The 13,457-nt window shown below is 61.4% G+C and carries 5 protein-coding genes; all 5 read right to left on the reverse strand.

Features of this window, described 5'->3' with window-relative positions; translation table 11 throughout:
* Window positions 1–4 precede the first annotated feature (4 nt).
* Window positions 5–2,242, reverse strand: coding sequence for a 4-alpha-glucanotransferase (malQ, locus tag ACSQ8V_RS19150; protein ID WP_436206769.1), 2,238 nt, complete (start codon window positions 2,240–2,242; stop codon window positions 5–7).
* Window positions 2,239–4,116 carry a malto-oligosyltrehalose trehalohydrolase gene (gene treZ / locus ACSQ8V_RS19155; protein WP_436206770.1) on the reverse strand — a complete coding sequence of 626 codons (1,878 nt, stop codon included), beginning with the start codon at window positions 4,114–4,116 and terminating at the stop codon, window positions 2,239–2,241. Before treZ ends, malQ begins: the two co-directional genes overlap by 4 nt.
* Before the next feature lie 103 nt (window positions 4,117–4,219).
* Window positions 4,220–6,481 carry a glycogen debranching protein GlgX gene (gene glgX, locus ACSQ8V_RS19160; protein ID WP_436206771.1) on the reverse strand — a complete coding sequence of 754 codons (2,262 nt, stop codon included), beginning with the start codon at window positions 6,479–6,481 and terminating at the stop codon, window positions 4,220–4,222.
* Between the two features lie 1,277 nt (window positions 6,482–7,758).
* Window positions 7,759–9,975, reverse strand: a complete 2,217-nt coding sequence (glgB, locus tag ACSQ8V_RS19165; RefSeq protein WP_436206772.1) for a 1,4-alpha-glucan branching protein GlgB — start codon at window positions 9,973–9,975, stop codon at window positions 7,759–7,761.
* Window positions 9,968–13,357, reverse strand: coding sequence for a maltose alpha-D-glucosyltransferase (treS, locus tag ACSQ8V_RS19170; RefSeq protein WP_436206773.1), 3,390 nt, complete (start codon window positions 13,355–13,357; stop codon window positions 9,968–9,970). The genes glgB and treS overlap by 8 nt, the downstream gene beginning before the upstream one ends.
* Window positions 13,358–13,457: the final 100 nt, after the last annotated feature.

The following is a 13,457-nucleotide window of genomic DNA, read 5'->3' on the forward strand; positions in this document are numbered from 1 at the left end:
GGTCTCAGTCGGTGGGTGAAGCGTTATGCGTGGCCGCCTTCGTCTGGGCGGATTTTTGCCGGGCCTGATCGACAGCGAGCAGGCGGTCGACGAACGAATCGTCATCGAAGAGTTCGGATACGGGTACAGCCAGCCGCCGGCGCCAGTTCGGATGCTCGTCGATGGAACCGGGCAGGTTCGGCATCTCGGCGAGCGCGAGCAGGTCTTCCAGCGGGTAGATCGCAAGCGGCGCGGGCGTGGACGCCACGAACGCGAGCGCTTCGTCTACGGGTGCGGTTTGCGGGGAAATATCGGCGGCCACGGAGACATCGGGCGCAGCGACACCGGCTTCCTGAAACGCAGACCACAGCAATTTACGATCCTCGCCTCGCTCCACCTGGGCGATCTCGACAGGATCTTGCCCGTCCGCTCGCGCGGCCGTCTGCCCGATCTTCGCGCGCCACACAATGTCCTCGCCGATCCACCAGCCGGTGACCGTCGGCAGGTCGTGGGTGGTGGTGGTTGCGGCCACGTCGTGATCCCAGTCGGCCGGGGCCTTGAAGCCCGGGCCTTTTTCCGCGCGTTCAAACCAGAGCACGCGGATGCCGAGCAGGCCGTGTTCCTGCAAGCGTTCGCGGAAGCCGGGCGGAACCGTGCCGAGATCCTCGCCGATCACGATGGCTTTATGCCGCCACGATTCGAGCGCGATCAGCCGCAACAGGTCGTCGAGCGGATAACGCAGGTAGGCGCCGTTCTTCGCACTTTCGCCGTCGGGCACGAGCCATAGACGCCGCAAGCCGAGAATGTGATCGATACGAATGCCGCCCGCGAGCGTGAACGCGGCACGCAGCATATCGATGAACGCTGAAAAGCCCTGCGTGCGCATGGCGCGCGGGGAAAACGTGGTGAGGCCCCATGACTGCCCGGCCTGGTTGAACAGGTCGGGCGGCGCACCCACCGACACGCCTTGCAGCATTTCATCCCGATACGACCACGCGTGGCTGCCCGCGCTGTCGCAACCCACGGCCAGATCGGCTATCAAGCCAATCGCCATGCCCGAGTCGCGTGCGACGTGTTGCGCATGCGACAAGCCCTTGGCCGCGAGCCATTGCGCGAAGAGGAAAAAATCGACCTCGTCTTTATGCGCGGCGGCGAATTCCGCGACGGCCGCGCTGCGCGGATCGCTTAGTTCACCGGCCCAGTTGCGCCAGTGGCCTTCGTTGGCTTCCTTCAATTGCGTTGCCTGCAGCGCCTCGAAGCGCGCGTGATCTTCCAGCGCGCGTCCGCCGCGTTTCACGAAGCGGGCGAAATCCTTGTGCAACGTGTCGTTTTCGTGAGCACTGAGTTGCGCGTTGAACTGCGCGAACAACGCGCGCAGCACGGCCAGTTTCGCGGTCACCACGCGCGGCCAGTCGATCAGCTGCAGCGCCTCGAGTTCGGCGAATTCATCGGCGACACCGGCTGTTTTTATTGCCGCTTGTGCCGCTTCCACGCCCAGCACCGCTGCCGGATCAATGTGCGCGATGTTCAGGAACAAGCGCGATGAAGGCGAGTACGGGCTGAATTTATTCGGCTCTGCGCTGAACATCGCGTGCATCGGGCTGATCGCGATTGCATGGCTGCCGCGCTGCGCGCTTTCTGACGCAAGCGTCGCGAGCGCGGAGAAGTCGCCTACACCGCCGTCGCCCACGCGCCGCAAACCGTAAACCTGCGCGGCCACGCCCCACATCGGCGGGGTTGCCTGCGGGGTAGCCTGCATGCTGGGCTGGAGCGCGTGCCAGGCATCGTCGACGGTGTAACAGCGTGGCGGCGCCACCGCGAGCGTCGTGCGCTGCTCATTGATCACCAGCGTGTGATAGCCCGGCTCGGAGATCGGCGAGAGCAATGCGGTGGCCCCTTTCGGCGACGTAAACCGCCCGTCGATGACCGCGCCGCTTTCCAGTTCGATCCGATACCGCGCGCCGGATTTCACGGCCGCCATCGGCAGAGCAATGGCGCGATCGATCTCCGCGGTCATCAACGGCGGCAACTTGCGCCCGGACAATTCCGCATCGAGCGTCGCTGCGCTCTGCTTGAGTTGCGTGGGATTGTCACAGGGCAGGCCGAGGCGTTCCAGCAGCACTTTCAGCGTCTCTTCCGGTACGCGCCGGATCTCTTTGTGCGCGTCCCGCCACTCGACCTCGAAACCGGCCTTGGTGGCGAGCGCCTCGATAGCGCTGGGGGTTTTATCCGGCGTAGCCGGGGTATTGAGGGTCGTGCTCACGAGGTTTTCCCCGAAGCTTTGACGCGGCGTGCGTCATGATTGAATGCGGCATCGGCGAAATCGCCCGTCAGCCACGCGATAAAAGTCTCTGCACCCAGCTCGCCGCGATCCGCCGCGTCGCGGGCCCGAGCCGGCGTTTCGAATACGACCTTGCCCGGCGGATGGCCGGTGAGTGGCACGGCTTGCTTGCCCAGATTGAGCGCGACGGAATAGGTGCTGCCGTCGCCGAGCCGCCAGTTTGCCAGCACGGCTTTCTCTCCGATCACCTTGGCGCCTAGCGCCTTCGCATTCTTCAGGTGAGGCATCAGCAGCTTCGTGCGCACGGCCAGCGCCGAGCGATAGAAGTGCAGCCAGTCGTTGTGATCGGCGGCTTGCTTGCTTTCATCGGGCGACGACATTTTGAAGGTCTCGATGGCGTTGGGATCGGGAATCTGGGCGCGGCGTTTTTCGTCGGTGAAAGCGGAGAACTTCGCAAATTCCTTACGACGCCCTTCACGCACGGCATCGGCGAGTTCGTCGTGGTAATCGGTGAAAAACAGGAATGGTTGCGTGGAACCGTACTGCTCTTCCATGAACAGCATTGGGATTTGCGGTGTGAGAAGCATCAGGCCGGTTGCAGCGTAGAGCGAGTCTTCGCTGCATAACGAGCGCAAGCGCTCGCCCATTGCACGGTTGCCGACCTGATCGTGGTTTTGCAAAAACATCACGAAAGCCGTGGGCGGCAAGCCAGCGCTTGGTTCGCCGCGCGGCCGGCCGTCGTGGATGGGCGAGGGCTCGCCTTGATACACGAAACCCTCGCTCAGCACGCGCGCGAGCTTCTGGATCGGCTGGTCGCTGTAGGCGCTGTAATAACTTTCGTCCTCGCCGGTTAGCAGGACGTGGAGCGTGTTGTGTGAGTCGTCGCTCCATTGCGCGTTGAAATGCGATTCGAGCAGGTTCGATGTGTTGTGCTCGTTCTCCAGCACCAGATGCACATGCCGGCCCGGTTCCACGGACGAACGTACGCGGTCCGACAGTTCGCGCAACCATTCGTCGTCGTTGATGGCGTGGACGGCGTCCAGGCGCAAGCCATCGAAACGATATTCCTTCAGCCAGTACAGCGCGTTGTCGAAGAAAAAGTCGCGCACTTGCGGACGTTCGAAATCGATCGCCGGACCCCACGGCGTATTCACGCCTTCGCGAAAGAACGGCTTGGCGTAGGCGCTCAGATAGTTGCCGTCCGGTCCAAAGTGGTTATAGACCACGTCGAGGAAGACCATCAGTCCGAGACCATGCGCGGCGTCGATGAGTGTCTTCAGTTCGTCAGGCGTACCGTAGGCCGAATCGGGTGCGTAGGGCAGCACGCCGTCGTAACCCCAATTGCGGCTGCCGCTGAAGTCGTTGAGCGGCATCAGTTCAATGGCCGTCACGCCGAGATGCGCGAACTCCTTCAGGCGGCGCGTCACACCGGCATAACCGCCCAGCGCGCCCACATGGACTTCGTAAAGCACGGTTTCTTCCCACGGCCGGCCATGCCAGTTCGTGTTTTCCCAGCGATACACACGCGGATCGATCACTTCGCTCGGGCCATGGACGTCGTCGGGCTGGAAACGGGAGGCCGGATCGGGCACCGCCAGATCCGCATTGATCCGATACCGGTAACGCGTGCCCGCGCCGCCTACGGCCAGCGCTTCGAACCAGCCGTCGGCGGTTGGGGTCATGTCGATGAGCGTGGTCGCCGCACTCTCTTCATCAGGGTAGAGCTCCAGTTGCACAGCCGTAAGCGAAGGCGCCCAGAAGCGATAACGCGTATGTCCGGCATCGGTGAGATGAGCGCCGAAGGGCAGGCAATAGGCATGGTGACGCTTGTGCGGATCGATCGGGGTTTCGGACATGATGTGTGTGGCCTTCAGTGCGCTTGGTCAGTTACTTGGCTTGGAGCCTGCCCGGCGTTTTGCATGACTTTTGCATGACATCTGCGAACCGTCTTCGAGCCGTTCAATTTTCCTCCTTTGCGGGCGGCGCGTGCTCGGGCACGGGCGTCTTCCAGGGTTCCGCTGTCCGTCGCGGTCCGATTGTGCCCGGGTCCGGCGGCAACGCCGTCAAGAGCCGCGGCCCCTCGTGGGCGCCGGCCATCCAGACGGCCTGCCAGTCGGCGTCCCCGGTCGGCTGCGCGAGCAGCACGGCCACGCTGTGCGCCTGTACCTCCAGTTCCCCGCCGATCAGCGGATACTGCAGCGCGTCGGGCACAGCGCTATCCATGAGCACGTTCCATTCCAAGTGCGGTGCTGGGGCGGAGAAGCTCAGCGCCTCCGACGATCCGTTCATCATGATCAGGATGACATCGACTTCCCCGTTCAGGCCGGGCCCCGCGCGACGCAGCGTCAGCGCGCGTCCTTCGGGGTCCTGCCACGCGTCGATAGTCAGCGCCGAGCCGCGTTCGTCGAACCAGCTGACGTCGTAGAGACCCGGCAGCACTTCACGATCGCCGTGGAGAAAGCGCATTTCCCGCAACAGCGGGTAGTTTTTGCGCAGCGCGATGACGCGGGCGACGAAGTCCGTCATCGTGCGGCCGGCGGGCGAATCCGCTTGGCGCCAGTCGATCCACGAAATCTCGTTGTCCTGGCAATACGCGTTGTTGTTGCCGCGTTGCGTGCGGCCGAATTCGTCGCCGGCGAGCAGCATGGGCGTGCCGAGCGACAGCAGGTTCGTCGCGATCAGCGCGCGTGCCACGCGGCCGCGGGTTTCGAGGATAGCGGGGTCATCGGTCGGGCCTTCCTCGCCCCAGTTTGAGCTGCAGTTTTCGTTGTGGCCGTCGTTGTTGCCTTCCTGGTTCGCTTCGTTGTGTTTCTGCTCGTAGGACGTCACGTCCGCGACCGTGAAACCGTCGTGCGAGGCGACAAAATTCACCGATGCCCAGGGCTTGCGCATACGCCGATGAAACAGCTCGGCGGAGCCGGTGAGACGCGCGGCGAGATCGGGCCGCACGCCGGCGTCGCCGCGCCAGAAGCGGCGTATGCCGTCGCGGAATTTATCGTTCCATTCGGCGAATCCTGGCGGGTGGTTGCCGACCTGATAACCGTCCGGGCCGATATCCCAGGGTTCGGAAATCATCTTGCGCGTATTGAGGATCGGGTCCTGGCGGATGGCGTCGAAGAAACCGGAACCCGGGTCGAAACCATGGCCTTCGCGGCCTAGCGTCACGCCGAGATCGAACCGGAAGCCATCGATATTGAAGGCCGTCGCCCAGTAGCGCAGCGAGTCCATGACCATTTGCAGGACGCGTGGATGCGACAGGTTCACCGTATTGCCGCAACCGGTTTCGTTGATATAGAGCCGTTCGTCGCCGGGGATCAGGCGGTAGTAGCTGGCGTTATCGAGGCCGCGCCATGACACGGTCGGCCCGAGTTCGTTGCCTTCGCATGTGTGGTTGTAGACCACGTCGAGAATCACTTCGATGCCCGCCGCGTGGAGCCGGCGCACGGCGATGCGCATTTCGTTCAGCCGGTTGGTCGACAGGTATGACGGTTCGGGCGCGAAGAACCCTGCCGTGTTGTAGCCCCAGTAATTCTTGAGACCGCGTTCGACGAGGAAGCGATCGTTGAGGAACGCGTGTACGGGGAGGAATTCGACAGCGGTTATGCCGAGCTTTTGCAAGTGTTCGATGAACCACGGCGACGATAGCGCCGCGAACGAGCCGCGTTCGTGCTGGCGAATGTCCTGGCGCAGCATGGAGGTTCCGCGCACATGTGTTTCGTAGATGACGGTTTCGCCCCAGGGGACGTTCGGGCGTGTGTCGCGGGACCAGTCGAAGGCGTCGTCGGTGACGACGCATTTGGGGGTGGCGGGGGCTGAATCGCGGCGGTCCATCGACAGGTCGAGCCGGTTCGAGTGCACGCGATAGCCGAACAGTGCGTCGGACCAGCGCCATTGGCCGACGAGTTTTTTCGCGTAGGGGTCGAGGAGGAGTTTGTGGGGATTGAAGCGATGGCCGTGGTGCGGCTGATAGGGGCCGTGGGCACGGAAACCGTAGACCGTGCCGGGGTGTGCGCCGGGGAGGTAGCCGTGCCAGATTTCATCGGTGCATTCGGGCAGCTCGAAGCGGGCGAGCTCTTTGCGGCCGGTGGTATCGAAGAGACAGACTTCGATTTTGTGTGCGTTCGCTGAGAACACTGCAAAGTTGACGCCTAAACCGTCCCAGTTGGCTCCGAGCGGGTAAGCCGCGCCCGGGAGTAACTTGTCGGGAAATGAATTAGCCATGGGGTTTCCGTTCGCACTCGGGTTTTTGGTGGTTTGGTTGGTTGGTGGTTCGGGGGTGGCGGGGTGGTGTTGGGGGGCTAGGTTCCAAGGTTAGCGGTCGGAGTTGATGTCAGGGTGCCAGGTTCCTGCGTTAGCGGTCGGGGTCAGTGCCGGGTTGGTGCTTTCAGCGTTAGCGGTCTGCATGAGTCGGATTTTCTCTTTATCACTGTTAGCCACTGTGCGTGGCGGCACGTCATTTCTTTGTCCAAAGCGACAAAGAAACGAAGCAAAGAAAACGCTTTAACCGCTCTACCCTAAGTGTCCACAGCGTGCAGTTTTCATTCATGGGTGCCCCAAAAGCACGGTGCTCGCCAGAGCAGAGGATGTGTGAACCCCTCCTTCTCCGAACACGGATACCCACACGCTTCGCCACCAGTGACTGAATCTGCCCAAGGGGCACCTCGCGCTATCCGCGGACGACCACCACCAAATGTGTAAGTGCCTCGAACCACGTAGCCAACCCGCCAAGAAATAAAGTCGCCAAAATGCGTAGGTCCGTAAGCGACTAAAAGCACCGCGCATGTCAAGCAAACACACTAAAAAAGTGACGCAAAAAATAGGCAGACGGTCGTGCGGTCCACTAAGAATAGACTCGCAGATCACTTGCCGAAGACCATCGGCTAACCGATCAAAAAACGAGGCCGCAAAGGCATCCTAGGCGTAGCTCAAGAAAATAAGTGCGCAAACCGGGCGGCAAATCCACTAAGAAACGGAGCAGCAAATACGCGTGAGGTCGGCCGTGCTGATTCCTGGGCAATGGTGCTTGCCCGAGAGCGTTGGGGGCGAAGCGTGTTCGTGTCAGGATTCGCGAGAAGGAGGGGTTCAAACATCGGTGGTTCTGGCGAGCACCGTGCTTTTGGGGCACCTATGAATCAAAACTGCACGCTGTGGACACTTAGGGTAGCGGGTTGTAAAAGCGTTTTCTTTGCTTCGTTTCTTTGTCGCTTTGGACAAAGAAATGACGTGCCGCCACGCACAGTGGCTAATAGTGGTAAAGAGAAAATCCAACTCTCGCAGACCACCACGGCCGAAAGCAGCAACCCGGCATTGACTCCGACCACTAACCCCAGAACCTGGCACCCCGGCACTGACTCCGACTGCTAACCCCTTAAAGCACCCCCGTCACCCAACCTCACCCCCACCCTCTAACTCGCCCCACAACCATAAACCGCCCCACCAAACCCCAACCCGAGTGCGAACGAAAAATCCTCGACCAAGTGCGAACGAAACCCCCCCTGTTAATCGGCCCTCAAAACGATGGTCGCCAACGGCGGTAAAGTCAGAGCAGCCGACCACTCCCGCCCATGACTCGAAACATTCTCGGCGTGAATCACGCCCCCATTCCCCATATTCGATCCGCCATACACCGACGCATCCGAATTCACAATCTCACTCCACTTCCCACCCCTCGGCAACCCCACCCGATATCCCAGCCGCGGCACCGGCGTCATATTCGAAATCACCACGCACTCTCGCCCCTCACCATCCGTACGCCGGAACGCAAACACACTATTGGCCGCGTCATCGCCGATCAACCAGTCAAACCCGTGAGGATCGCTATCAAGCTTGTACAGCGCCGGCTCCTCTCCATACACCCGGTTCAAATCGCGAACGAGCTTCTGCAAGCCACCATGAAACGCATCGTCAAGCAAATGCCAGTGCGGCGATGCATCGTGATTGAACTCGCCAAACTGACCAAACTCACCGCCCATGAACAACAACTTCTTGCCCGGATGCGTCCACATGAATCCCAGATACGCACGCAGATTCGCAAACTTCTGCCAATGATCGCCCGGCATCTTCCCAATCAACGAACCCTTTCCATGAACCACCTCATCATGTGAAAGCGGCAACACAAATCGCTCGGAATACGCATACACCATCCCAAACGTAAACATGTTGTGGTGGTACTTCCGATTGACCGGATCCTCTTCCATGTAGTGCAACGTGTCATGCATCCAGCCCATGTTCCACTTGAAATCGAAACCAAGCCCACCGTGCTCAAGCGATGCCGTCACACCCGGCCACGCTGTCGACTCCTCAGCAATCGTAATCGCACCAGGAATCTGGCGGACTTCGTGGTTAAGGCGCTTGAGAAATGCTATCGACTCCAGATTCTCGCGGCCGCCATACATGTTCGGCACCCACTCGCCCGCCTTGCGCGAATAGTCCCGATACAACATGGAAGCCACCGCGTCCACGCGCAATCCATCGACGTGGTAACGCTTCAACCAGGCCAACCCCGACGCCACGAGGAACGCGCTAACCTCGTTACGGCCGAGGTTATAGATCATCGTGTTCCAGTCCTGGTGGTAGCCCTCTCGCGGGTCCGCATGTTCGTAAAGCGGCGTGCCATCGAACTCGATCAAACCATGCGCGTCGTTCGGGAAATGCGCCGGCACCCAGTCGAGAATGATCCCCAGCTCGGCCTCATGCGCGCGGTTCACGAACTCAGCGAATTGCTCCGGCGTCCCAAACCGCGCCGACGGCGCAAACTGCCCCAACGGCTGATATCCCCACGACCCGCCAAACGGATGCTCCGCAATCGGCATGAACTCCAGATGCGTGAACCCCATGCTCTTCGCGTACGGAATCAGGCGCTCGGCAAGCTCATGCCAGTTCAACCCGCGATTGCCTTCCTCCGGCACCCGCAGCCACGATTCCGCATGCACCTCGTACACGGAGATCGGCGCGTGCATGGTCTGCCTGGGTCCGCGTGAGTTCATCCACTCACTGTCGGTCCACGCGTATCCATCGATAGCCTCAGCATCCGCCACCACCGAAGCCGTCGCCGGCGGCAACTCGCTCTGCATCGCGCACGGATCGGCCTTCAGCGGCAACGTGTGGCCTTCTCGCGTGACAATCTCGTACTTGTAGCGCGTGCCCGCGCCAAGCCCCGGCACGAACAGTTCCCAGACGCCGGCGCTATGGCGCAGGCGCATGGGATGCCGGCGGCCGTCCCACGAGTTGAAGTCGCCCACCACCGAGACGCGTCGCGCATTCGGCGCCCATACCGCAAAGCGCACGCCGGCCACGCCGCCATGCACGACCGGCCGCGAGCCCAGGCATTCCATCACCGCGTACGGGTCCCCGCCGGAAATGCGGTTCAACGCTTCATCGTTTAATACGGGGCCGAATGAATAGGTATCGGCGACTTCCTGCGGCGTACCGTGCCAATCGATATTGAGCCGATACGCCTGCATCTCGTCGATAAACCCAATAAACAACCCCGCCGGATGAACCTGCGTCAGCGTGCCAAGCGGCTTGCTGCTGTCGCGATCGAGCACCTGCACACCGCTTGCACCGGGCAACAGCACGCGGACCACGGGGCCGGCGTCGGTCTGATGAAGCCCAAGCTTCGAAAACGGATCGGGATGGCGAGCTTCGACGAGCGCGTCGATATCGAGCGGATGCAGACCTTCGGTCAGCAGTTTTTCGTCTGTGCGCTTATTCATGTTCGGTTCCATCAGAGGTGTCCTTGAGTGCGGCGTCCACAGGTCGCGTGCCAGGGGCAGCCGGCGCGCCCGTATCGCCAAGCAGGCGGCTCGCGAGCGACGCGAGGCCACGCAACGGCAAGCCGATCCACGTCGGACGGTTCGCCGCTTCGTAGCGAATTTCGTAGGCTGCCTTCTCGATCAGGAAAAGATCGAGCAGGGCGGCGAAGGTGGCTGCATCGCCGGCAATCGGCTGTGGTGAAGCCTCTACCGCCGCGTGATATTCGAGCAGGAAACCTTCCTCGCCATGACCACGCAGGCGCTCGAACAGCGCACGCCTGCGATCGGCGGTCGCTTGTGGCGCGTTGCCGGTCGTCGGTTGCGCAGCGGCGCTGGCATACGACAAGGAACGCAATAAACCGGCCACATCCCGCAACGGACTCGATTTCTTGCGGCGCTCTTCCAGCGGCCGCGCAGGTTCGCCCTCGAAGTCGATCAGGAACGCGTCGCCCTGCGCCATCAGCACCTGACCCAGATGGAAGTCACCGTGAATGCGGATGCGCAGCGCATCGGCGTTTTCAGGCACGAGCCTTTGCACGGCCGCGAGCAGCAAATCACGGCGATCGAGCAGGCTCTGCGCCATCTCGCGGTCGTGCTCGCTGAACTCCAGAAGCTTCGATGCGAGGATATCGAGCGCAGTGACAAGCAGCGTGTGCGTGCCGTCGTTCCAGCCACGCACGTCCTTCTTCGATGCCTTCTCCGGCGCAAAAGCGGGGTCATCCGAAGGTTGAGCGAGCGCAACATGCAGTTCGCCCAGCCGCCGTCCGATGATCCCCGTGACTTTCCGATACCCCTCGATCCCGAGCATTTCCTTCTCGCGGTCCACCGAGTGGTCGCCGGTATCCACGGCCAGCGCGAGTTCATCCACGGTCCGGCGCAGGTAATCGAGCACGTAATTCCACGCATCGCCCTGGTTGTCGATAAACCCTTGCAAGATGCACAGCGTATGCGGCACGCCTTCCGGGTCCACCCGCACCACTTCGCCGAATAGCGGTCCCGTATTCTGGTAACCGAGCTTCGTCAGGTGCCGGCTCATTTCGGCTTCCGGATGAATCCCGCCGACAAGCCGGCGCACGAGTTTCAGTACGATCTGATCGCCGATCACGAGCGAGCTGTTGCTCTGCTCCGCCGCCAGCCAGCGAATTTCCGGCGGTGGTTCTCCAGGCTTGAAGTTGGCGGCAAGCGCGTCGAGCCGTTCGGTGGGAATAAAGCGGATCTCGCTCTTCTGCACCGTGGGAATGACCGCCCGCTGCAAGAGCTTCTTCAGCACGCCGTAGGTGAAGTTCGGGACGGCGAAGGCGTCCGTGATATGGCCGATATTACGAACCTGGCGCACACGGGCGAGCGCGAGCTGCATATAGAGCGGCGAAGTCGTTTCGGTGCCCCATGCAATGGTGAGCGGCAGCACGTAGCGTTCGACGTGATCGCCGACATCGGCTTCGATCTCCGTGAACGCAAAACCCGCTTCCGGAATGGTCGTCAATGCCGCCAGACGCACGCCTATCAGCTTCTTGTCCTTCGAAGCAAACCAGCGCCGCTTGCTCAAATAAGACGGCAGCACTTCCGACTCCAGCAAGCGCACGTTTTCCGGTGTTGGGCCGGTCTGGCCGGCGCGGATCACCATTGTCACGAATTCGGGCAATTGCTCGGACGGCGCCTGGCTCCATGCCGGACGCTGATTGCCCGGACACAACTGGAACCACAGGAAACCGTACGGCGGGAAGGTCAGCAAATACGTGAGCTGCCCGATCGGCGGGAACGCGGAATCCGCGGTCATTTCCAGAGGCACCGACCCGGCGTACTCGGACAAATCGAGTTCCACGGCCTGCGGCGCCCGCGACAGATTCGCCACGCACAGGATTGGCGGTTCACCCTCGACCTCACGCAGATACGCCAGGATCTTGCGGTTGTTCGGACGCAGGAAACGAATGGTGCCTCGGCCAAACGCCTGTTTCCCGCGACGCACCGTGAGCATCTTGCGGGTCCAGTTGAGCAGCGAGTGCGGGTCTCGGCTTTGCGACTCCACGTTGACGGCGTCATACCCGTAGAGCGAACCCATCACGGGCGGCAGCACGAGTTGCTCGGGGTCTGCGCGCGAAAAACCGCCGTTTCTATCCGATGACCACTGCATCGGCGTACGCACGCCGTCGCGATCACCCAAGTGAATGTTGTCGCCCATGCCGAGTTCGTCGCCGTAATAGATCACGGGCGTGCCCGGCATGGACAGCAGCAGCGAATTGATCAGTTCAATCCGGCGCCGGTCGCGCTCCATCAACGGCGCGAGACGGCGGCGAATGCCGAGATTCAGACGCGCGCGCCGATCGCTCGCATACGTGTTCCACAAATAGTCGCGCTCGGAATCCGTGACCATTTCCAGCGTGAGTTCGTCGTGATTGCGCAGGAAAATGGCCCACTGGTTGGTCGGTGCAAGATCCGGCGTTTGCCGCATGATGTCCGTGATCGGGAAGCGGTCCTCGCTCGCAATCGACATATAGATGCGCGGCATCAGCGGGAAGTGGAAGGCCATGTGGCATTCGTCTTCGTCGCCGAAATACTCCTTCACGTCTTCCGGCCATTGGTTCGCTTCGGCCAGCAACATCCGGTTCGGATATTCCGCGTCGATAGTCGCGCGGATCTTCTTCAAAATCGCGTGTGTTTCCGGCAGGTTCTCGTTGTTCGTGCCTTCGCGTTCGACGAGATACGGCACGGCATCCAGCCGCAAGCCGTCGATCCCCATGTCGAGCCAGAAGCGCATCACCTGCAGCACTTCCTTGAGCACGGCGGGGTTGTCGAAGTTCAGGTCCGGCTGGTGGTTGAAGAAGCGGTGCCAGTAGTACTGCCCCGCGACCGGATCATGGGTCCAGTTGGACGGCTCCGAGTCGATGAAAATAATCCGCGTGTCTTCGTACTTCTTGTCGGTGTCTGACCAGACGTAGTAGTTGCGATGATTCGAGCCCGGCTTCGCGAGGCGCGCGCGCTGGAACCACGGGTGCTGGTCGGACGTGTGATTGATAACGAGTTCGGTGATCACGCGAATGCCGCGCGCGTGCGCTTCCTGGATGAAACGCTTCACGTCGGCGAGCGTGCCGTAATCGGGATGCACGTTGCGGTAATCGGCGATGTCGTAACCGTCGTCGCGCCGTGGCGACGGATAGAACGGCAGCAGCCAGATCGTATCCACGCCGAGTTCGGAGATGTAGTCGAGCTTCGCCAGCAGGCCGGGGAAATCGCCGATGCCGTCGTTGTTCGCATCGAAGAAAGACTTGATGTGGATCTGATAGATGATCGCGTCTTTGTACCAGAGCGGATCGTTGCTGAGAGTCGAGTTCTTGTTACGCTTCACGTGTCGCTCCTTGAGCCGCGACGGTGTTTCGTCCCGGCTGTATGAGTTGTTCTGTGCCACGTCGGCGAGTGCCGTCGTGATGATGACTGTCAGGTGACGC

The sequence above is a fragment of the Caballeronia sp. LjRoot31 genome (assembly GCF_964253885.1).
In the GTDB taxonomy this organism is placed as follows: Bacteria; Pseudomonadota; Gammaproteobacteria; order Burkholderiales; family Burkholderiaceae; genus Caballeronia.

Bases quoted from the DNA above. Each gene is read 5' to 3' on its own strand.
- glgB (WP_436206772.1), bottom strand. From the start codon at position 9,975: ATGAATAAGCGCACAGACGAAAAACTGCTGACCGAAGGTCTGCATCCG.
- treZ (WP_436206770.1), bottom strand. From the start codon at position 4,116: ATGTCCGAAACCCCGATCGATCCGCACAAGCGTCACCATGCCTATTGC.
- glgX (WP_436206771.1), bottom strand. From the start codon at position 6,481: ATGGCTAATTCATTTCCCGACAAGTTACTCCCGGGCGCGGCTTACCCG.